The organism is Natrinema gelatinilyticum (assembly GCF_024266705.1).
In the GTDB taxonomy this organism is placed as follows: domain Archaea; phylum Halobacteriota; class Halobacteria; order Halobacteriales; family Natrialbaceae; genus Natrinema; species Natrinema gelatinilyticum.
In genome coordinates, this window is record NZ_CP100757.1 from 1,291,267 (window position 1) to 1,310,548 (window position 19,282).

22 protein-coding genes and 2 pseudogenes are annotated in these 19,282 nt (G+C 58.9%); 17 read left to right on the top strand and 7 right to left on the bottom strand.

The genetic code is table 11. The annotated features are described in order from the left end of the window. Nucleotides 1-14 precede the first annotated feature (14 nt). The 3 genes from NJU76_RS24120 (at nucleotide 15) to NJU76_RS24130 (ending at nucleotide 2,251) form a co-directional block, all read left to right on the top strand. Nucleotides 15-152, top strand: coding sequence for a hypothetical protein (locus NJU76_RS24120; protein WP_254532967.1), 138 nt, complete (start codon nucleotides 15-17; stop codon nucleotides 150-152). Between the two features lie 231 nt (nucleotides 153-383). Further along, complete coding sequence (locus NJU76_RS24125) at nucleotides 384-1,016, top strand: HD domain-containing protein (RefSeq protein ID WP_425604320.1); 633 nt, start codon at nucleotides 384-386, stop codon at nucleotides 1,014-1,016. Nucleotides 1,017-1,147: 131 nt separating this feature from the next. After that, on the top strand, nucleotides 1,148-2,251 hold the full coding sequence (locus NJU76_RS24130) for an IS630 family transposase (protein ID WP_254532969.1): 1,104 nt from the start codon (nucleotides 1,148-1,150) through the stop codon (nucleotides 2,249-2,251). A gap of 933 nt (nucleotides 2,252-3,184) precedes the next feature. On the opposite strand, the gene NJU76_RS27260 is transcribed toward NJU76_RS24130, so the two are convergent. Next, nucleotides 3,185-3,718: a PaaI family thioesterase gene (locus NJU76_RS27260; RefSeq protein ID WP_425604345.1), complete on the bottom strand. Its 534-nt coding sequence runs from the start codon at nucleotides 3,716-3,718 to the stop codon at nucleotides 3,185-3,187. Between NJU76_RS27260 and NJU76_RS26665 the strand changes: the two genes are divergently transcribed. Together NJU76_RS26665 and NJU76_RS24135 are read left to right on the top strand one after the other, a co-directional pair. Next, the gene (locus NJU76_RS26665) at nucleotides 3,677-3,805 is read left to right on the top strand and encodes a hypothetical protein (protein ID WP_256566937.1); all 129 of its coding nucleotides are present in this window, start codon (nucleotides 3,677-3,679) and stop codon (nucleotides 3,803-3,805) included. The genes NJU76_RS27260 and NJU76_RS26665 overlap by 42 nt on opposite strands. Nucleotides 3,806-3,970: 165 nt before the next feature. Continuing rightward, nucleotides 3,971-4,951, top strand: a complete 981-nt coding sequence (locus tag NJU76_RS24135; RefSeq protein WP_254532971.1) for an LLM class flavin-dependent oxidoreductase — start codon at nucleotides 3,971-3,973, stop codon at nucleotides 4,949-4,951. Nucleotides 4,952-5,185: 234 nt separating this feature from the next. On the opposite strand, the gene NJU76_RS24140 is transcribed toward NJU76_RS24135, so the two are convergent. Beyond that, complete coding sequence (locus NJU76_RS24140; protein ID WP_254532972.1) at nucleotides 5,186-5,728, bottom strand: hypothetical protein; 543 nt, start codon at nucleotides 5,726-5,728, stop codon at nucleotides 5,186-5,188. Nucleotides 5,729-6,107: 379 nt separating this feature from the next. Between NJU76_RS24140 and NJU76_RS24145 the strand changes: the two genes are divergently transcribed. Next, complete coding sequence (locus tag NJU76_RS24145; RefSeq protein ID WP_254532973.1) at nucleotides 6,108-6,797, top strand: SOS response-associated peptidase; 690 nt, start codon at nucleotides 6,108-6,110, stop codon at nucleotides 6,795-6,797. Between the two features lie 302 nt (nucleotides 6,798-7,099). After that, the gene (locus tag NJU76_RS24150) at nucleotides 7,100-8,806 is read left to right on the top strand and encodes a glycoside hydrolase family 13 protein (protein ID WP_254532974.1); all 1,707 of its coding nucleotides are present in this window, start codon (nucleotides 7,100-7,102) and stop codon (nucleotides 8,804-8,806) included. A gap of 572 nt (nucleotides 8,807-9,378) precedes the next feature. Here the strand turns inward: NJU76_RS24150 and NJU76_RS24155 are convergent. Then, complete coding sequence (locus tag NJU76_RS24155; protein WP_254532975.1) at nucleotides 9,379-9,585, bottom strand: hypothetical protein; 207 nt, start codon at nucleotides 9,583-9,585, stop codon at nucleotides 9,379-9,381. 209 nt (nucleotides 9,586-9,794) lie between these two features. Between NJU76_RS24155 and NJU76_RS24160 the strand changes: the two genes are divergently transcribed. From NJU76_RS24160 to NJU76_RS24190, 8 genes are read left to right on the top strand one after another with little or no spacing between them, the layout of a single operon-like run. Continuing rightward, nucleotides 9,795-10,007: a hypothetical protein gene (locus tag NJU76_RS24160; RefSeq protein ID WP_254532976.1), complete on the top strand. Its 213-nt coding sequence runs from the start codon at nucleotides 9,795-9,797 to the stop codon at nucleotides 10,005-10,007. Then, nucleotides 10,007-10,387, top strand: coding sequence for a hypothetical protein (locus tag NJU76_RS24165; RefSeq protein WP_254532977.1), 381 nt, complete (start codon nucleotides 10,007-10,009; stop codon nucleotides 10,385-10,387). Before NJU76_RS24160 ends, NJU76_RS24165 begins: the two co-directional genes overlap by 1 nt. Further along, nucleotides 10,387-10,524, top strand: coding sequence for a hypothetical protein (locus tag NJU76_RS24170; protein WP_254532978.1), 138 nt, complete (start codon nucleotides 10,387-10,389; stop codon nucleotides 10,522-10,524). The genes NJU76_RS24165 and NJU76_RS24170 overlap by 1 nt, the downstream gene beginning before the upstream one ends. Then, on the top strand, nucleotides 10,521-10,772 hold the full coding sequence (locus NJU76_RS24175) for a hypothetical protein (protein WP_254532980.1): 252 nt from the start codon (nucleotides 10,521-10,523) through the stop codon (nucleotides 10,770-10,772). The genes NJU76_RS24170 and NJU76_RS24175 overlap by 4 nt, the downstream gene beginning before the upstream one ends. Continuing rightward, nucleotides 10,765-10,893 carry a hypothetical protein gene (locus NJU76_RS26670; RefSeq protein WP_256566939.1) on the top strand — a complete coding sequence of 43 codons (129 nt, stop codon included), beginning with the start codon at nucleotides 10,765-10,767 and terminating at the stop codon, nucleotides 10,891-10,893. Before NJU76_RS24175 ends, NJU76_RS26670 begins: the two co-directional genes overlap by 8 nt. A 12-nt stretch (nucleotides 10,894-10,905) precedes the next feature. Then, nucleotides 10,906-11,769 (top strand): hypothetical protein, encoded by an 864-nt coding sequence (locus NJU76_RS24180; RefSeq protein ID WP_254532981.1) that lies wholly within the window; start codon nucleotides 10,906-10,908, stop codon nucleotides 11,767-11,769. Then, the gene (locus NJU76_RS24185; protein WP_254532982.1) at nucleotides 11,770-12,549 is read left to right on the top strand and encodes a DUF8168 family protein; all 780 of its coding nucleotides are present in this window, start codon (nucleotides 11,770-11,772) and stop codon (nucleotides 12,547-12,549) included. Continuing rightward, nucleotides 12,546-13,487: a hypothetical protein gene (locus NJU76_RS24190; RefSeq protein ID WP_254532983.1), complete on the top strand. Its 942-nt coding sequence runs from the start codon at nucleotides 12,546-12,548 to the stop codon at nucleotides 13,485-13,487. The genes NJU76_RS24185 and NJU76_RS24190 overlap by 4 nt, the downstream gene beginning before the upstream one ends. Before the next feature lie 126 nt (nucleotides 13,488-13,613). Here the strand turns inward: NJU76_RS24190 and NJU76_RS24195 are convergent, their stop codons facing one another. Beyond that, nucleotides 13,614-14,993: a cytochrome P450 gene (locus NJU76_RS24195; protein WP_254532984.1), complete on the bottom strand. Its 1,380-nt coding sequence runs from the start codon at nucleotides 14,991-14,993 to the stop codon at nucleotides 13,614-13,616. A 111-nt stretch (nucleotides 14,994-15,104) separates the two neighbouring features. Between NJU76_RS24195 and NJU76_RS24200 the strand changes: the two genes are divergently transcribed. Further along, nucleotides 15,105-15,752 (top strand): helix-turn-helix domain-containing protein, encoded by a 648-nt coding sequence (locus NJU76_RS24200; protein WP_254532985.1) that lies wholly within the window; start codon nucleotides 15,105-15,107, stop codon nucleotides 15,750-15,752. A 135-nt stretch (nucleotides 15,753-15,887) separates the two neighbouring features. On the opposite strand, the gene NJU76_RS24205 is transcribed toward NJU76_RS24200, so the two are convergent. Together NJU76_RS24205 and NJU76_RS27375 are read right to left on the bottom strand one after the other, a co-directional pair. After that, nucleotides 15,888-16,688 (bottom strand): alpha/beta fold hydrolase, encoded by an 801-nt coding sequence (locus NJU76_RS24205; RefSeq protein ID WP_254532986.1) that lies wholly within the window; start codon nucleotides 16,686-16,688, stop codon nucleotides 15,888-15,890. 174 nt (nucleotides 16,689-16,862) lie between these two features. Beyond that, a pseudogene (locus NJU76_RS27375) lies at nucleotides 16,863-17,396 on the bottom strand (DUF8156 family protein); the annotation flags it as partial. Between the two features lie 260 nt (nucleotides 17,397-17,656). On the opposite strand from NJU76_RS27375, the pseudogene NJU76_RS24210 reads away from it, so the two are divergent. After that, nucleotides 17,657-17,767: pseudogene (locus NJU76_RS24210) on the top strand (RNA-guided endonuclease InsQ/TnpB family protein); the annotation flags it as partial. A 75-nt stretch (nucleotides 17,768-17,842) separates the two neighbouring features. Here the strand turns inward: NJU76_RS24210 and NJU76_RS24215 are convergent. After that, nucleotides 17,843-19,279 carry an NAD(P)(+) transhydrogenase (Re/Si-specific) subunit beta gene (locus NJU76_RS24215; RefSeq protein ID WP_254532987.1) on the bottom strand — a complete coding sequence of 479 codons (1,437 nt, stop codon included), beginning with the start codon at nucleotides 19,277-19,279 and terminating at the stop codon, nucleotides 17,843-17,845. Nucleotides 19,280-19,282 lie beyond the last annotated feature (3 nt).

Below are 19,282 nucleotides of genomic sequence, written 5' to 3' on the forward strand. Positions count from 1 at the left end.
ACGGATTGGATTTGGTGATCAGTAACGACTCGCTGCTGCTGTCGATCCGCCGCCGTGACCGCGCACAGGTCGTCGATTCGACTCGGCGGGTATCTGCTCGGTTCGCCGGACGTGACAGCGAACAACTGGCCAACGAGACGACGATAACATAGGGCTCCGGACGTAAGCCGGCTCACATCCCATTCGACGAAGGCCTCGCTACTCACGGTTCTCGAGTTACAGTCGGCTCCCGAGAGAGCCGCTACCGTTCGATCCAGCGGGAAAACAGACCGGATCGTACGCCTCTATTCGTATATCGGTCCAGAAATTTCACAATCACTACACGACGGGGGAGGCGAGTTTCCCACGCTATGTAGCAGGAATTGGGTCCCCTTGCACGGACGTTGTCGCTGCCGTACTACGACGCCGCCCTCCCGGCACACGATCGGTTCCACGCCAGGCGTGTCCGTGATCTGGCGCTTCGGATGGCGAACGAGTGTACGGACCCCGTGGACACGGCCGTTCTCTCCGCGGCGGCCTGGTTCCACGACATCGGTCGCCCGCTCGAGCGATCGGGGGAAATCGACGATCACGACGAGTGGGCCACGGCGGAGGCGGCGGCGCTTCTCGAAACCGAAGGCGGGACAGCCGACCGCATCGAGGCCATCACACATTGCATTCGAACACACAGTGTTCGGGCCGGTTCCCCGGACCCGGGGACGCTCGAGGCGGAGTTACTGTTCGACGCGGACAAACTGGACGCGGCCGGCGCACACGGCATCGTTCGGCTGGCCTGCATCGTCGGCGAGCGATCGGGCCAAACGGGTGACCGATACGCGGTCCTCGACGACGCGTCAGTTTCCGGGTCGGAGCGGTCAGATCGTCCGGATATTGCCATTCTTCGAGAGTGGGCGTGGGAACGTCTGGATCGGTTGTACACGCCACCGGGACGACGTCTCGGAGAGTCTCGGTGGGATTTCATGAACGAATTTTTTGCCCGGTTCGATAGCGAAATCGGGGTCGACGGGGAGCGATAAGACGAGTGGAATACGTGGCCGAAGCGATTCCCGATGCGACGATGGCGTAGAACGTCACCGCGTCGATGGCAGGTTTGCTACGTTCGTAATGAGTGACGGAAGTTATGGGCATAGACTGAGACGGGCGAGTGATGGGAGGAGACCGGCGAGGCGATCTTGTTCGTCATCTAAGTGAGCAGGAGTTGGATCGTCTGCTGGACGAAGCAGACGATCCAAAGATCATCAAGCGACTCACCTTTGTCAAACGTCTCTACAAGGGAGCAACGTACGAGGAAGCAGCCGACGACGTTGGCAAATCTGCGTCGACTGGAAGTCGCTGGGCGCGTCGATGGAACGATGGCGGACTTGGTCAGTTGACACCGAACTTCGGGGGCCTTCCGCCCCCGAAGCTCGGTGACGAGGAACAAAAGCGTCTTTTAGAACTTCTCCGGGAGGGGCAACCCTGGAAAGCACAGGAAGTTCATCAGCTCTTGGACGAAGAGTTCGGTGTAGAGTACCATCCGGATTATCTCGGTCGATTCCTCCGGAATCTCGGACTGTCCTACGCTAAACCACGTCCAAAGCGCCCCTCTCGGCCAGAAAACGCAGATGAAATCCTCGAAGAACGCGTCGCAGACGCGTTCGACGAGGAGACAGAGACGGCACATAACAAGCGTCCTGATGATGAGGACGAAGGATGGGTCCTCGACGACGATATTTGCACGGATGGGGGAACTGTCGTCGGTTTTTGTGATGCTTCGCATCCACAACCATACGACAATTCGCATCGACTGTGGTACGTTGATGATCCGACACTGGAACGACCGCTGGTGAAACTTGACGAACCAGCGGTCGGATGCTATACGCTCAACGGCGAAAGTGTCCTGACGTTCCCTGAAGATCAATCGAAAGAGAACATCTGTGCGCTATTGGAGCAAGTCCGCGAGCAGAATCCGGGAACACGGATTCTGCTCGTCTTGGATAACTTCTCGTCTCACATCTGTGAACACACGCGCAAGCGCGCACATCAACTCGGTATTGATCTCGTCTTTCTTCCGGTCGGCTCACCGCATCTCAACCCGATTGAACAGGTCTGGAAAGTACTCAAACGCACTGCCTCGCCAATCGTGGTGGCGAGCGAGAGCGCGTTCCGAACTCTCGCTCGCCGTCTCTTTGACACCCTTACCGATCGACTCGGATTTGCCAAGTCCTGGATCGATCAATTCCTCAGTCCATATTTGCAAAAGTTATCTTGATCATTATGAACGTAGCACTGATCGAGGGAACGTGATGGAGAGTCTGCACGGGTAGATGGTCGACTCGGTGGTATTTCGAGTTCGAGACTATTCCACACCCGTGAGGACGAAACCGATCGCCCAACGTGTCACTGATCTAGATATGCAGCTGCTTCTGTCATGGGCCGAGTCGGGTATCTCGAGACTGGTCATCCCGTTTCACGTACTGGTAGGAGCGATTGTCAAAAGGGTCCGGCGATTCGGGAGTGATAATCGCCGAATGGGGCGAATAATGGGGAGGCGATGATCGAATCGGGTGGTCACGCACAGCGGGATGCGTGACACCAGACATGTTCGGCCCGATCGATATCAACTTCGTTCCGATTCTCACCGAATTGGAATCGTGGTCACCTATCAGGTGACGGCCGTTGGCGGCGGCACACATCTCCCATTGATCTTCTGAACAGACGGCCGAAGCGTGGACGAAGCCCAACGCGACAGCGAAACATGAGAGCGAAACGCGAGGGCCGGCGAAGGCGCGGACCTCGTCGTTTACTGTCATCTTATCGCATTCCGCACGAATCCGCTGACTTCGTATCTCCCTCCACCCACCCGATCTACTGGTCTCGAAAATCGTTGCGCGAGGGATCCCTCGAGTTCCAGCTACTCGACCGGACATTTCCACTGTCTCGGGTTATCGATTGGTCACTTCCAGTTTGCACCGAGTACGATCGATCACTGGAGGACAGCGGGACGCGAATATTTGAGTTTGTAAGATAATTTGAGATATCGAAGTATAAATCCGGGCCTGACAAGCGAAGTCCATTAAAGTTGCGGCAATATAAAGCTTTATTATTGCACGTATAGAGGTCCGAATTGGGTGATGTCAAGGATTCACAAGCATCAACGCACCAACTCAAACCCTCTGGATACCCGGTCACCTGTGGCTATGGCCTAACCTGGTGTCGATCTCTCGACACCAGCTATACACTTCGTCGCCCACTTTTCGTTCATTTTCGGCGGACGAAGCGACTGCCTCGAGTTCGACTCCGTGAACGGAGCCGACACGCATCCACCGGTTCGGCATCGAAAGCAGTATCGCCGAACGACTATGGTCGAGGCGAGTGGGTTGTGAACGGAGTGTTTCCTCGTCGACCGTGAATCGATCTCCCGACGGGACGAGCAGGCGACGAGCGGCCGACCTTGTAGATGCCGCGGGCGGTCATTGCGCGGGCGTCGTCCGTACCGCAGACTCGATACCGACCACCGCGACCTGCCGCCACGTCGGACGACGGTCGCGGTCGCCCGGAAATCACCACGGGCAAGTGTGAGGTAGTCGACGCGCATATTGGTCGTCGGACAGGCTTTCCCGACGGCGGAGATGACTGACATGCCGCCGGTGTGATCCGCGAGCGTGTAGGTGGTGCCGTCGTATGCGATCTCGGTGTGCGTGCTCTCCTCGAGTGCGTCGAGAAACGGCAACTGCACTTCGGAGCGGCAGTCCTCTGGCTCCACCGGTTCGACGTCGAAGAGTTGAACGAACGGATTCGAGTCCGCAACCGTGAACGGATCTGACGGTCCTCTTTACGGTGAGCAAGAAAACTATCGATTTGCGAACGTTAACTCCGACTTGAGATACGAGCAAACGAGACCGTCTGTACTATCTGGCGCCGTACTCAGTGTCCGGGAACCGTCCGCTCAACCGTCTGATTTTTCAGGTTCGACGGTGTGCTACAAGCCATGCCAACGGACCTATTGCTGCCGCAGACGGGTGAATCGAACACCGAACTGGCAGTTCGTGCCGAGGAACTCGAATATGACGGCCTCTGGCTTGGGGAACTCTGGGGGTCAAGCTCCGTCGTCGAACTGACCAACATCGCGAACCACACCGATACTGTCGACATTGGCACGGCGATCGTCAACGTCTTCTCGCGGACACCTGCCGTGCTGGCGATGACCGCCGCGTCGCTGGCCCGCGTTTCCGACGGTCGTTTCCGGCTTGGCGTCGGAACGTCGACCCGAAAAGCCGTCGAGGACCTACACGGAATGGCGTGGAACGATCCAAACCCGATCCGACGGGCCCACGAGACCATCGAACTCACCAAGGCGTTCCTCGAGAACGAGGGACGCGTCGAGTACGAGGGAGAAATCTTCGACGTCCAAGACTTCCCGTCACTGAACGTCGACGTTCCGATCTACCACGCTGCGCTCGGGAAGGCGAACCGGCGCGTCGTCGCTAGACTCTGTGACGGCTGGATCCCGCATAACATCCCTTTCCCCAACCTCGACGACGAGTTCGAGTACATCGTCGACCAGATGGAAGAGGCCGGGCGCGACGCGACGATCGACGTCGCGCCGTACGTCCCCGCCGCCGTCAGCGACGATCCCGACGAAGCCAGAGACACTATTCGCGGCCACATCGCGTACTACGTCGGCAACGGACGAGGGTACGAACAGGCGGTCGCACAGCGGTTCCCCGACGGCGTCGCGGCCGTCGCTGATGCCTGGCGCGAGGGCGACCGAGCGGCCGCCGCCGGAAGCGTCACCGACGAGATGGTCGACGCGCTCGGTGTCGCAGGAACGCCCGAGCAGGCGCGCGAGCAGTTCCGGGAGATCACCGCGATTGACTGCCTCACCCGTCCGATGGTGACCATCCCGAGCAATGCGGGCGATCGGATCGTCGAACGAACTATCGAAGAGTTAGCGCCATCACGGTATTGACGTCGTGACCGAACAGGTCGGCGACCAGCGCCGAGAAGAGCCTCCCACAGCCGTCGTATCCGATGCTGGAACAGACCCGTTTGGATAGAGATTGTCACGGACGCCGAAATCGGAGGGAAAATTCACTTCTTCCCTCTAGAACGCTTAGGAGCACACTTTTCGATTCGATGGACAACTGTCAATATCACATCGAGTCGGTACCTTCGATCCCGGTCCGTTTCCGGTAGGCACCCGTCATCGCTCCGAAGTGCAATCGATTTCGATCGTCTCGAGCCACTCGAGGAGTGCATCGAGAACGAAGATTCGGAGGCGTATCAAGTCGCCTCGGTAGCCCGTGTCGAGTTCGTCGTCAACTTCCGCCTCGTGGCGAGATTTCACGTCCGCCAGCTCCGCTTGCGCAGTCCGTAGTCGATCCGTGAGCGCGTCGATCTCCTCGCGCTGTTCGGGAAGCGGTATGTGATGCAAGAAACCGAGTTTCATCGCCAACTGTGGTTGAAGCGGTGAGCGCGAGAGACCGTCGACCGACTCTCGGAGAAGCGACTGGAGCCGATCGTACCCCGACTCGGTGATCCGGTACGCACCGCCTCCGGTGAGCGTGAGTTCGACGTGACCGTCTTCCTCGAGTCTCGTCATCGTGGGGCCGAGGATGCCCGTGCTTACACCCCAGTAGCTACCAAAGGTGTGCTGGAGGGTGGTATGAACTGTTTTGATCGTTGCGGTCCCTTCTTCGGCGAGTACGCCAAGTACGCCGAGCATCGCGAGTTCCCGTTGCTCCATATGGGGGCATGTACTTGTCGAGTGTGATAAAAGTATAACTATGTTTCACGTTCCCTGAATTCGGTTTCTACCGTCAGGCATTGTCTCGTGGACGGCACGAGATGATCGTGCTTCGAGCAAAATTTCCCCAATCCCTGCCAAAAAATCTCGAGCTGAATGTGGAGTAAACGTTCAGCGCAACAATTCAGCCCTACCGTTGGGATCCGGTTTCTCGGAAAAGCCATAGTAGTAGCGCAATTCGCAGCGTTCGTACTGTGGCGAGGGCGGGCTATCGGTCGGAACGTCATCACCACAATGAGCAGCGAAATCTTCAAATGGATCAGTAAGTCTCCGTTCGCACCCAGTCATATTGAAGCCCGTCCTCCACGTACAAATACGTATGTGTGGGCGAAATTCCCTTTTCCTCGCGCGCGAAGATCTCGAGGATCGGTTCGATGCCAAGATCGTTGCTGACGGTGGCTACACACCTCGGTACAACATCGCCCCGGGTGCTGACCTCGAGGTCGTCACGAACGAGGCAACGGATGAGATCGATCAGTACCACTGGGGGTTGATCCCGTTCTGGGCCGACGAACCCGAAGAAGGGATCATCAACGCCCGTACGGAGACGGTCGACGAGAAACGTGTTTTCGAAAACGCATGGGAGTCACGACCGTGTCTCGTCCTCTCGACGGGATTCTACGAATGGGAGTCTCGGAACGGTGGCCCGAAGCAGCCGTATCGCATTTACCGAGAAGATGACCCAGCGTTTGCGATGGCCGGCCTCTGGGAACGATGGGATGGTGATGACGAGACGGTGTCGTGTGTGACCATTCTGACGACAGAACCCAATGAGGTGATCGAACCAATTCACGACCGGATGCCTGTCGTTCTACCCACCGACGCCGAAGCCGAGTGGTTGGCGGCCAAGCCATCGAGGCGGAAAGAACTGTGTCAGCCGTATCCTGACGATGATCTGATGGCGTACGAGATCTCGACCCATGTCAACGATCCCAGTCACGATGAGCCCACCGTGATAGAACCTCTGGAACACGAACAATCGGGACTCGGTGAGTTCGGTTCGAGGTAGGGGCCACATCAGGTACGGTGAACTACCCCGCCCTACTCGCTCGCTTCGGTCGCTCCTCGAGGACGGGGGCTTAGCATCCTCGCTTTCAGCTAAAGATATCATCTCCCCGTTGCATACACCGCGTCTCACTCACGCTGAAGCGATGAAGATGCGTCAACCGCCTCGGGGTCAAGTGGTTCGAAGGCCGATGGCCTTTCGTCAACACGGAAGATCTTTCGCCTTCCGAATGACCCCGGGGCACTCGCCCTATTCTATCTATCGGGAGCGAAATCCTTCTCATGCACGTTGTGTAATGTGAAAACATGAGTGGCGATGCGAGTCCAGATAGACAGTGGTGGAAGGAAGCGATTGTGTATCAGATTTATCCGCGCAGTTTCAACGACAGTGATGGCGATGGTGTCGGTGATCTTCCGGGAATAACGGAGAAGGTCGAATATCTCGATGATCTGGGTGTCGACGTTATCTGGCTCTGTCCGGTATACGAATCCCCGAATGCCGACAACGGCTACGACATCAGCGACTATCGCTCTATCGCAGCCGAGTACGGGACGATGGCCGACTGGGAAAATCTCCTGTCAGAGCTTCATACACGCGACATGCGACTGCTTATGGACCTCGTGGTCAACCATACCTCCGACGAACACGAGTGGTTTCAGCGGTCGAGGCGGCGAGAAGACGGCTACTCGAATTACTACTACTGGCGCGACGGCAGCGTGGACGAAGATGGCGAGCCGATCCCGCCGAACAACTGGGAGTCGTTCATGGGCGGATCAGCGTGGACCTACGACGACCTGCGTAACCAGTGGTACCTCCACCTCTTCGACGAGAAACAGCCCGACCTGAACTGGCGGAATCCTGACGTACGCGACGAGATTGCGTCACTCGTGGAGTGGTGGCTCGAGAAGGGCATCGATGGCTTTCGGATCGACGCGATTAACTACATCTCGAAACCGAATGGGCTCCCTGACGGGACCACCGACCGAGAAACGAAGGGAACCGAGTTGTTCAGCCATGGACCTCGTATCCACGAGTACCTCCGGGAACTGTACGAGCGCACCTTCTCGAACTACGACGTGATGACCGTCGCCGAAATGAATGACACCACAGTGGAGATGGCCGATGATTACCTCGGCGAGGATGGCGACGGGATGAACATGATATTCCACTTCGAGCACATGAATATCGACATCAGCTCGCGGGGGAGGTTCGACCGACAGGGCTGGGGCGAGTGGAGCCTCCCTGAGTTCAAGGAGATTATGAGCCGTTGGCAGACGAAACTCGAAGGGGACGCCTGGAACGCGCAGTACCTCGGCAACCACGACCAGCCCCGAATCGTCTCCCGGTTCGGTGACGACGACGCGTACCGAGTTGAGAGCGCGACCCTGTTAGCCACCTTTCTGCTGACCTCACGCGGCACACCGTTCATCTATCAGGGCGAGGAAATCGGGATGACGAACGAAAACTTCCAGCGGTTGGAAACCCTTGACGACCCGATGTCAATCGGCGCAATCGAGGGACTCATCGCCACTGGGCAGGCCGACTCGTACGAGGAACTGCGTGATTTGGTGAACTATGTGAGTCGAGACCACGCGCGAACGCCTATGCAGTGGTCCGATACAGCGAAGGCGGGCTTCACCACCGCCGACCCGTGGTTTCCACTCAACGAAAATTATCCGAACATCAACGTCGAGGCGGCCCGTGCCGACGATGAATCCATCTGGCATCACTACCGACGACTCATCGACCTGCGACACGACGAGGACGTCCTCGTCTACGGAGAGTACGAGCTTCTGCTCCCTGACGACGAGCAACTCTATACGTACACCCGTACCCTCGACGACAAGGAGGTGCTTGTCGTCCTCAATTGGTCGGACGAGACGGCAACCGTCGACCTCGAGGATATTGATACCGGTGTCAAAACGGTGCTACTGAGCAACTACGATGATTCTCCAGTGGACCTCTCGGGACAGGAGTTTCAGCCGTACGAAGCAATCATCTATCGATTGTGAGTCGAGAGAGTGACTCAGAGCGCTACTGAATATGCCTTTGTATCGGTCATTACGTTTCTGATGGCTTTTAGAGTCGTCTAACGTGCGAAGCCAAGGATTTAGCTGTAATTGAGGGCGCTAAGCCCCCTTCTGCTCACGGCGACGCCGTTCGCATGGTCAGCGGGACCGACGGTCCCGCGCTATCCGCAGCGAGCGAAGCGAGCAGGGAGGGGATACAACGCCCGCACGTCTTGGTTTCGTGTGAATCGGCACCCTTATTATCCCTTCGGTCGAAGGTGAGAATAAGATGCTCACCACGCCTCCGGCGGTGTTCACACGCGACAACAAGCGTGCATCGTCGGTTGTGGCCGAGTGTCGAACCGGTAGGAGTGGGACACTCCGAACCACCTGTCAAGGGAAGCCGCCTGTGGAGTCTGGAACCGCTGTGGGGACGTTCCCTGCACGTTCCGACACCGAAGCAGGAAGCCCTGTCCTTAACAAGCGAGGGCTGGGTAAGCCCGAGCGCGGTAGGGCAGGGTAGTTCACGTGTGCCTCTCCACGCTTATCGACTTGTTGATTATCACTACGTTTCGTCATCCCGATTTGTCTTCACAGACGACTTCGCGCAACTCCTTGAGAAGCTGCGGATGGTTCTCTTCTAACACCTCAACATCTGTTTCCATTTCCTCTGTTATTCGTGACCGAATCTCCGATATAGCCTGGTATCGACGGTTGCTACCGTCGTCTTCGGCCAGCAGTTCTCGGTCACGCTCCGTGAGAAGCGCTCGCGTCCGTGCCATCTTAGTTTGCCTATCTGCACACATCCACTTCCATCTACCGAGTCTATCCACCTTCGTGATTCACCCATAGGAAAACGTTCACTCATATGCAAACCTTTAATATAAGACCATCGCATAGATGTGGCTGAGAAGCGCGGGGCGCCGGTCAGAAGGTGGCCGGGGCGTGTTAGGACCACGCCCGACCGTGCTTCGCTGGAGACCAACGAAGCATGTCAATGAAGACATCCACCGGACTTCAGGATTCCGGCACGGAAGCGGAATCGGACGCCGAGAACATCGAAGCCGACCTTGCTATCTCGGAGCTGATCGACCAGCACGAGAACACCGGCTGGAGCGCAGTTCCGGGCATCAGCGGCGCTGAAGCTGGCGCATGGTCTGCCCGGCTGATTGAGGCGCGAGAAATCATGCAGGAGGGATTCTGATGCAGCGTCGCCAGTTCCTCGTTGCGGCGACCGCACTCGCCACGCTCCCTCAAACGGCCAGTACTGACTCACCTGCCCCGCGGGAGATCGTCGAAAACCGGAACGTGACTGATGACGGGACGTACTCGGTCGCGGACTGCGGTTCCGCCCCCGGTGGTCTCAACAACGTCCACGTCACGGCGGACATGAACGATGGCCCGCTCGAAGTCGAAGGCATCCACGAGGAGAATGGCTGGAGTGGCGTAGGGCTCCGGTGGATGTCCGGCCCCATCGAGGTCGGCACCGGGCTCGACCCCGCCGACGCCCGTGACCTCGCTGCTCGGCTCGTGGTCGCCGCCGATGCAGCCGAAGGGAAGCTCAAAGACGGAGGTGAACACTGATGCAGTGCCGTGAGTTCCTGCAAGCGGCCGCAGCAGTCGCCGGTGCCGCAGCCGGCGACGTGCCCGACGCCGAGATCACCGCCCAACAGAACCGGCTAATGGAGCTGGCAGACCGCGTCGGTGGGCCTACGAGATGACGCGCAACCTCGCACACATCCGCTCGGCCCTGGTGAACGCCGAACTTGACGCCCTGTGCGAAGAGCCGAGCGGTACCGTAGAGACGTACAGCGTCGGTCGCGGTGGCGTCCCGCTCAGCTTCGAGGTGAGTACCGACGACAACGAGTCCGTCGGGACACTGGTGCATCTCTCTGCCGAGCAGGCCGAGGCGATAGCTGTCGATCTGCTCGAACAGGCACACACAGTGAGGGAAGAAACCGATGAGTAGACCGCGCGTGACGGCCTGCATCGTCCACACGGAATATGGCGGGAACTACACGGAGTATCCCATCGGCGGCGTTTCGTACCCCTCGGCTAAGGCGGTCGAAGCGGCGCTTGAAGCATGCTAATCCCACAAATCCATGATTGAAGACATCGATCGCGACGTGTTCGTGCGGATTCAGACCGACCTGCTGGTGGTCGGGGACAGTATCATGACCGACCGACACCACGCCTCGAACGGCAACTACGAGGACGACCACCCGCAGAACCAGATCGGCGGCATCATCCCAGCCTTCCCACTCTCGGGCTGGCTTCGACACGGGATGGAAGAGGTCGTCCACGAGTACGACGGTACTGCCTGTCACCCCGGCGAAGCCTCCGCGAACTTCATGAAGAGCGACGTCTACGAGCGCGACCTCAATGACGGCTACCACGAGAAGGGCGCGTGCATCGACAATCGGAAGGAAGACGACGGCTGCGTAGTCTTCGACCTCTTCGGCGGCTTCGGTGGCGTCCCCGGGAAGGTGATGCGTCGCCCGATCAAGTTCAACCCCGTCCGCTCCAGCGTGAACTACACGCGCGGACAGGCCGAAGGCCACTACCGCCGGCTCAACCGGAACATCGTCTCCCGAAACGCCGACGACAACCGGGAACCGCTCCGGAACGCCGAGGTGGACGCTGTGGCGAATCTGGACGGCTGTTGGCATCTCTCCTTCCGAGAGACGAAACCCGAGTTCTTCGGGCTGCTGGCCAAGGGGATCGACTGCCTCGATACGCACAAGACCGACTTCATGCACCAACTCGGCGGCGCGCGGAACTTCGGCGCGGGAATCGTCGATTGCCACCTCATCAATCCGCTCTACGACGAGCGCGAGTTGAAGCGCGTCTTCGACCGCGGGAAGGGGAACACCAACAAGATGGACGAAAAGGACGACCAGTGGGCCGAAGAGTACCGCCCGGCGTTCGTGGACGCGCTGGGGAAACGCATCGCGGAGGGGCCGTAGATGGGCGAGAACGCCACCCACAGCGACTTCCAGGGCGACGGCGGCCAGGACGTCATGGCCGCCGCGTACCGCCACGACGCCCACAAGATGAACGGTCAGCCGCATGACTACGTCCCAGATACGTTCGCCGGGGTTTCCGTGAACCAGACGGTTCCCCACGGTGCGGATGGCGATGCGTCGGCGCTCTCGCGTCCCAACGGGAAGCCTGAGCAGACGATGGAGAACCACGAGACGCTCTACCGGCTGTCACTCATCGAGGGCGAGAGTCGGTACGACCCGAAGGAGTTCACGCGCAACGGCGTCGAGAGCGCCGTGCGTGACCTCCTGACCGAGGACGACCCGGCGGCCATGCATCGGGCGTGGCTGGAGAGCGACGTCGTCTCGGCGTTCAACGAGAGCGTCTACTACCCGTACACCTCGCTGAAGTACCACACGCTGCTTGTGGCGGCCCTGCTCGATAACTACCGCGACGGTCACGAGTTCACCGATCTCCTCCTGGTCGTGGACCGCGCCGAGGAGATCGTGCCCCACCGGACGGTCTACGCAGGCGAGGACTTCGCACTCCAAATCGACGAGAGCGCGGGCGGGCGACCGTCGTCCCGTCTCGGGAGTCGGCCGTGGCGGTCGTGGGCGTCCACGTGGAACCGGCTGACCGCGCACCCGCTCGACGCCGCTCACGACAAGTACGACATGGTGCTCGACGCGAACCTCCGCCGGATCGGCGCGTGGTCTACCGCCCTCCAGTACATCGAGGACTTCCGGGAGGCATTCGACCGATGACGCGCATCCAGCAAGTCCAGTGGGAGCTGGAGATGGACTACATCGGCCACCCGTACTACGTCTCGGGGAACGCCATCATGCACGCGCTCGGTCAGCAGCTCCCGCATGACCTCCACCGACACCTGAACGCGAGTCACGGCGTCTTCGTGCCCGGTCAGTTCGGGACGTTCCCCGAGGAACACAGTCAGTCGGGCACCCGGCCGTACCTCGGGAGCGGCCTCCCAGACGTCAAGAGCTACAACGACCTGTTCCTGATGCGGCAGGCGTCGCACTCGTGGCTTCTCGACTCCCGGCCGCGAGACACGCTGAATACGCACGACATCCGAGTTCAGAGCGGCCACCCGGCGCTCTCCCACGAGACGATCATGGGGAAGCCCGACGGTGCGCGGAAACAGCAGCAGACGACGAAGTGGTACATCAATGCGTACCTCCACGCCGACCGGGGCGACGTCATCCCGCTTGACGAGAGCACCTTGAACGGCCTCCAGTTCGGCGGGAAGCGCAACTACGGCTACGGCATCACGGGTCTGAAAGACACGCAGGTCGTAGATTTGGAGGCGCTCGACTACTCACGTCTCGAAGACGGTGAGTCGTTCATCCTCGAACTTGTGACGCCGTTCGTGCTGGAGTCGGAGTACCCGAACGCTCACGACCAAGACGTTCCGTGGTGGTGGAAGGAGGACCGCCGCGATCTCCGTGAACGCGAGGAGAAGGTGCTGGAACAACGCGAGGTCTACAAGCTCCAGACCGTGGACCACGGGCAGGTGGTCGCTTACGAGGGCGACCGTCCGGTGGAGACTGCGAAGAGCAGCATCCTCCGGGTCGGCAGTCACTCGAAGTACGGCTTCGGTGAGCTGCGAGTGAAGCCCGTCGAGCCCGTCGAACCCCGGTCGGACCAGTGTCAGAACTTAGAGGAAAAGACGAAGGTCACCGGGTGAGATAGCTCATGCGAGACGGAGGAACCGGCCCGAAAAAATCACGCCGAAGACTGAATAAAGAAATCGTATTTGCAACAACTGATACCAACAGACTACGTTTCCTACGGGCTATACTGTTCCTGCGATTCATCGTTGGCTTGAACGCCTTCGCACGGTTGCCCTAATCGGTTCTGCTGGCTGAAGCGTGATTCCCGTATCGAATGCTAAGTCGGGGCTCCCCACCGGATCGATACTAACAGCCGAGATTATCATCGGTAAGACGTGTTTGAGTTCCATCGTGGCAAACCGCATCCCGATGCAGTGGCGTGGTCCACCGCCGAACGGGAAGTAGGCGTACTCCGGAAGTGACGCTTCGAACTCGTCAGTCCACCGTTTTGGCCGAAAGGCCTCTGGATCGTCGTAGAAGCGGTCGTCTTGATGGACGTGAATCTGTGGCAGGGTAATCTTGGATCCGTCCGGAATGCGGTAGCCGTCGATTCCCGTGACCTCGGTCGCCTCACGGAATAGCGCATACGCAGGAGGATACAGTCGGAGTGTCTCCGTCACGACCTGCTCAGTGTAGGAGAGGTCCGCCAGCTCCGAAGCCGTCGGCGGATCACTACCCATCACGGATTGAACCTCCTCTTGAAGTTTCTGACGCTTTTTCGGATGATGCCCGAGTGCGTGAAGACTGTACGTCAACGCGAGCGCAGTTGTCTCGTGGCCAGCAAACAGGAACGTGATGAGTTGATCGCGAACTTCGCGGTCAGAAAGCGTTGACCCATCGTCGGTTTCAGCAGTCAGGAGTAGTGAGAGCAAATCGTCACGGGTGGCCGCATCGGTCCGCCGATCTTCGATGAGTTCGTCGAGAAGCGATTCCATGTCGGCCATCGTCCGGTGGAGGCGGCGGTTGGTCGGCGTCGGGATCCAACTCGGAAGGAATGCTGACAGGTTCCGTGCGTTTGCCCGCGCGTTCAGCGCATCGGCGGTCCGGCGAACGATTTCGCCTCGTCCGTCGATATCGAGATTGAACAGCGAACGTGCGAGAATGCGAAGCGTCAGATTCGACATAGCATTTTTGAGTTCGATCGGCTCCTCGTCTTCCCATTCCTCTATCGTGTGCTCGGTTTCTGCGACCACCGCCTCCGTGTAGGATTCGATCCGGTCGGGCGTGAAGGCGTTCTGGATGAGTAGCCGCTGGCGACGCCACTGCTCGCCCTCTGTGAGCAACAGCCCTTCCGTGGCATACCCGGCAAACGTATCGCCCCATTCCTCGCCGGCCCATCGACGGAATCGGTCGTTATCGCTCACCAGAACCTGTTCGATATAGTCGGGGTGGAGGAGTGCGGTAAAGCGCTGGCCGGCGACCCGATAGGTCACGACATCCCCGTACTCGGAGACGTCGTCTACGAAATCAATTGGTCGTCGCATCAGGTCGAACATGCTTCCGACGATCGGAAGTCCGTCAGGGCCCGGCGGGAGAGGTCTATCCGCGGACTTCTGGTTCGAGGAGGGTACGTCTGACATTATATCTGGACGTACGCCCGAAGGGTAGAAGCGATTTCTGTAGTACAGACTAGCGTATTTATACACGAGTCCGTACTTGGAGGCATGAAGTATCTCCAAGTGCGAGTTGATATGCCAGCACAGGCACGCCATCCGATGCAGGAGTTCTGCCGTCGGTCGGAAAAGATGGGTCGGGTCGAACTCGTCACGTGGAACGTTATGAGCGAGGACGAGGAGTACGCCTTCTTTCGCATCAAGGGGGCCATCGACGCCTATCGCGACAGAATTAGGGACGTAGAAACGGTTCGTACGTTCAATCTGACACCGATAGACGAGACATCGTTCTACAGCTACGTCGTTCACGAGCCTCGCGAAGCAGATAGAATGTGGCGACAGGCATTTGTGGACCGGAATCTCGTCGTCATTCCCCCTATCGTCTATGATGAAGATACTCGAATGATGCTCACCGTGGTCGGTGACAAAGACGACCTCCAGTCACTCATCGAAAACTTTCCCGGGACGTTCGAACTCACCGTCGAAGAAGTCGGTGACTACGATCGACGGTATCCGACGATTGTTGCTGACCTGACCGACCGACAGTTGGAAGCGATTGCGGTTGCGGTGAATGTAGGCTACTATACAGTCCCGCGTGAAGCGAGTCTTACTGCGGTCGCGGACGAACTTGGGTGCGCCGAGAGTACTGCCTCGAATCACCTCCGGAAAGCAGAAGCGCGGGTAATGCGCCGGTTGGTCCGTCGAACACCTCCAGTCCTGGTATAACGCCCAAAGAGGGAGTGGCATGACCTCGGTGATACCAGATCGGTGAAGTCCCCCGTAATGAAGATATGACCAACGTCTTGTACGGACATTGTCGAATCGATGTCCATGTAGCTGCTGAATACGGGCGTGTATCGATCACAACGACTCGATGAACTGACTCACTATCCGATTAAATCGCTCGGGTTCCTCGAGGGTTAGACAATGTCCACTCTCTTCGAAGAGTTCGAAGCTACCCTCCGGGACGATCTCTGCGACGTGTCTGGTTGACGCAACGGATCCTCGTTTTTCATCTGCACCAGCACAGACGACCGTTGGCACGTCGATTTCGCGTAGGATATCCCGATAATCGCGCGTGAGCGCGTCGAAGAGGATTGCGCTCTTGATCGGCGCTGGCATACGGGACAGTTCGTCGAACGCCATAGTCCTCGTTTCGGCCGAGGGTGGGTCCTTGAACACCTGCTCAGTGAGACGTTCGATGAGACTCACCCGATCCTGCTGGGCCAATGCGAGCGTGGTTTTGAGGCCGTCCAGATCAGTGAGTCCATATTCGTAGTCATCCCACTGAAATCGGGTCGCTTCCATATCGACGTCCACCAGCCCTCGGAGCGTCTCCGTCCCGTACTGCTCCACGTACTCCCAAGAGACGAGCGCGCCCATCGACCACCCGACCAGGATGACGTTTTCGAGTTCGAGCTGACTCAGCAAGGCCTGAAGGTCGTGGGCGTACTGCGTGATCGTGTGTCCCAGTTCTGTCTTCTCTGACCGGCCGTGTCCCCTGAAATCGACGGCGATCGGTCGATACTCCGTCGAGAGGGCCGTCAGTTGGGGCTCGAAGAACCGGTGGCTCGCCATGACGCCGTGTAGGAAGACGATCGGTGTCCCCTCACCGTGATCCTCATAGTAGAGGTCTGCTCCATGACACTGGATGTACGGCATAGCGATTATCGTACGATGAACCCGATGATAAGCCTACCCGACAGACAAATGAGGGGTGGTGAATGGGGAGCCTGAATCCGATTTCACGGTTTTCGCTATCGACATCGACGGCTGTCGGGAAGCAAAGGAGGAATTGAAGGAGAATTGGACCCACTGGACCCACTGCGCCCAGACCTATCGCAGAAACCACGGCAAAAGGCCGCGAGGCGGCTGAAAAAACTTCTCGATTTGTACACGTATCCCAGCCCGGAGATATTGTCGATACACTCGAGAGTGGATAGTCTCGCTCATAAGCTCAACCTGCCCGGATGGGCGCAGGGGGATGGCCGCCGGACAGGAGGGAACGACAGTGGTGGGTGCCTGTGGGGAGTTGTCGCGTATCCGGGGAACGCGACAATGAATATGTTCGGTGTATACATTATCAATCTCTTCACGATTCCAAGTGTGTTGGAATCGTCCTGTAGCATGATTCTCATACTTAGTCGGGGGGTTCTGGTAGTGCGCTCGCAGCTGTTTTTGAGCGCCCTCGCTGCTCATCTGCTTTTCCGGATGCCCTTCGAGGTACTGGATCCGACACTCTTGCGCCAATAGCACCGACATGAGAAACAGTTCAATTATCATCTCGTTCTGGACCCCGACCGCATCTGCGAACTGCCGCGTCTCGTCACACAATTGATCGAATTCTTTCAGATATTGCACCCGCAGCGCCCGCTGGAATGGCTACTATTCCTTCTCGAGCCTTGCCACTGGTCGCGGTCGGTGGAGTTCGTCTTCCTCATCTCTGCCACCTCTTGGATCGAATCTACTGAGATAGGTGTCGGATACACCGGTTCGCACACCTCGAGTATCTGCTTCCAGATCCCGAGATCGCGCCACCGTGAAGTCAATAGCCATATTGTCACCCGATCTCGGACCTCCCCAATTGACACACCACTCACCGGGGAACCCAACGCCGGCCCCTGTCGGTACACAGACTCCGTTCCTCGCCCACTTCGGGGAGCGGAGACGCAGAAGTAGACCTGCGTGTGAATGGTGGGACGTTGAACGGCAAGAGTCATCGGCCTATCGTCGGGGACTGATTGCCGGGAGTCCACATCAAAGCCCTACCCTCACGGACCGAGGCGCGTAGCACCGAGGGAGTAGGGTGGGGTAGTTTACTGATTTTCTTTGTACTGGCCCACGACCTCTTGCATCGTTTCCTGTCCGTCGCCGAAGAGCATCAGGCAGTTGTCTTCGGCGAACAACGGATTCGGGATGCCGGAAAACCCGGGACTGAGGCTTCGCTTGTTGACGACGACGGTCCCAGCTTCCGCGACGTTAAGGACAGGCATCCCGGCGATCGGGCTCGAGTCGTCCGTGTTCGCGAGCGGGTTCACGACGTCGTTCGAGCCGATCACGATCACGACGTCGGTCTGGGCGAACGTCGGGTTGATCTCCTCGAGTTCCTTCATCTGGTCGTATGGAACGTCCGCTTCGGCCAGGAGCACGTTCATGTGTCCCGGCATTCGGCCCGCGACGGGGTGAATGCCGAACGCGACCTCGACGTCGTTTTCGTCGAGTAGTTCGGCGAGTTCGGCGACCGCGTGTTGTGCCTGGGCGACGGCCATCCCGTAGCCGGGGACGATGACGACCCGACCCGCGGTGTCGAGGAGCATGTCGAGCTCTTCGGGTGACGTTTCCGTGATGTTCCCCTCGTAGATTTCGTCCATCTCTTCGGTGGAGGCGGCCGCTTCACCGAAGCCGCCGAAGAGGACGTTCGCCAGCGAGCGGTTCATCGATTCGCACATGATTACCGTGAGGATCATGCCGGCCGCACCGACCAGGGTCCCGGCGATGATCAGCGCGCTGTTTCCGAGGACGAATCCGGTCCCCGCGGCGGCCAAGCCGGAGTACGCGTTCAACAGCGAGATGACGACGGGCATGTCCGCGCCGCCGATGGGGATGACGAGCATCACGCCGAGCACCGACGCGGCGACTATCAGAAGCCAGTAGGCGGGCACCATCGACCCCTGGAGTACCCCCGCGAGCACTCCTGGCTGGACGATCATGTACGCGCCGCTCAGAACTGCGATCAGCAACAACACCGCCTTGACGACGTGTTCGCCCGTATATCGAATCGCCGACCCGGTGACCACGCCGTGTAACTTGCCTGCGGCGACCATGCTCCCCGTGAACGTGACCGCACCGACGATTCCGGATGCGGCCGCAGCGGTCCCCACGTCGGCTGGAATCACACCGCCGTTTACCGTTCCGAGCTGGAAGACTTCCGCGCCGGCGACGAGCGCCGATGCACCGCCTCCCAACCCGTTGAACAGTCCGACCAGCTGGGGCATCTCCGTCATTTCGACCGTGGTCGAGAGTCCCACGCCGAGGGCCGCGCCGACGACGAGTCCGCCGAGAAGCACCTCGGGTCGGAGGATGTCGAACCAGAGGACGGTCGCACCAACGGCGACGAACATTCCCGCCGCGGATGTGAGGTTCCCGCGGACCGCAGTCCGCGGATGCGTCATGTCTCGTAACCCCTGAATGAACAGGATCGCGGCGATCAGATACACGAACGAGAGGACCGTCTCCGAGAACAGTTCGACCATCCG

What these genes read in the sequence shown, in the direction of transcription:
- NJU76_RS24130 (WP_254532969.1), top strand. Translation starts at nt 1,148, where the DNA reads ATGGGAGGAGACCGGCGAGGCGATCTTGTTCGTCATCTAAGTGAGCAG.
- NJU76_RS24135 (WP_254532971.1), top strand. Translation starts at nt 3,971, where the DNA reads ATGCCAACGGACCTATTGCTGCCGCAGACGGGTGAATCGAACACCGAA.
- NJU76_RS24140 (WP_254532972.1), bottom strand. Translation starts at nt 5,728, where the DNA reads ATGGAGCAACGGGAACTCGCGATGCTCGGCGTACTTGGCGTACTCGCC.
- NJU76_RS24145 (WP_254532973.1), top strand. Translation starts at nt 6,108, where the DNA reads ATGTGTGGGCGAAATTCCCTTTTCCTCGCGCGCGAAGATCTCGAGGAT.
- NJU76_RS24150 (WP_254532974.1), top strand. Translation starts at nt 7,100, where the DNA reads ATGAGTGGCGATGCGAGTCCAGATAGACAGTGGTGGAAGGAAGCGATT.
- NJU76_RS24155 (WP_254532975.1), bottom strand. Translation starts at nt 9,585, where the DNA reads ATGGCACGGACGCGAGCGCTTCTCACGGAGCGTGACCGAGAACTGCTG.
- NJU76_RS24160 (WP_254532976.1), top strand. Translation starts at nt 9,795, where the DNA reads ATGTCAATGAAGACATCCACCGGACTTCAGGATTCCGGCACGGAAGCG.
- NJU76_RS24165 (WP_254532977.1), top strand. Translation starts at nt 10,007, where the DNA reads ATGCAGCGTCGCCAGTTCCTCGTTGCGGCGACCGCACTCGCCACGCTC.
- NJU76_RS24170 (WP_254532978.1), top strand. Translation starts at nt 10,387, where the DNA reads ATGCAGTGCCGTGAGTTCCTGCAAGCGGCCGCAGCAGTCGCCGGTGCC.
- NJU76_RS24175 (WP_254532980.1), top strand. Translation starts at nt 10,521, where the DNA reads ATGACGCGCAACCTCGCACACATCCGCTCGGCCCTGGTGAACGCCGAA.
- NJU76_RS26670 (WP_256566939.1), top strand. Translation starts at nt 10,765, where the DNA reads ATGAGTAGACCGCGCGTGACGGCCTGCATCGTCCACACGGAATATGGC.
- NJU76_RS24180 (WP_254532981.1), top strand. Translation starts at nt 10,906, where the DNA reads ATGATTGAAGACATCGATCGCGACGTGTTCGTGCGGATTCAGACCGAC.
- NJU76_RS24185 (WP_254532982.1), top strand. Translation starts at nt 11,770, where the DNA reads ATGGGCGAGAACGCCACCCACAGCGACTTCCAGGGCGACGGCGGCCAG.
- NJU76_RS24190 (WP_254532983.1), top strand. Translation starts at nt 12,546, where the DNA reads ATGACGCGCATCCAGCAAGTCCAGTGGGAGCTGGAGATGGACTACATC.
- NJU76_RS24195 (WP_254532984.1), bottom strand. Translation starts at nt 14,993, where the DNA reads ATGTCAGACGTACCCTCCTCGAACCAGAAGTCCGCGGATAGACCTCTC.
- NJU76_RS24200 (WP_254532985.1), top strand. Translation starts at nt 15,105, where the DNA reads ATGCCAGCACAGGCACGCCATCCGATGCAGGAGTTCTGCCGTCGGTCG.
- NJU76_RS24205 (WP_254532986.1), bottom strand. Translation starts at nt 16,688, where the DNA reads ATGCCGTACATCCAGTGTCATGGAGCAGACCTCTACTATGAGGATCAC.
- NJU76_RS24215 (WP_254532987.1), bottom strand. Translation starts at nt 19,279, where the DNA reads ATGGTCGAACTGTTCTCGGAGACGGTCCTCTCGTTCGTGTATCTGATC.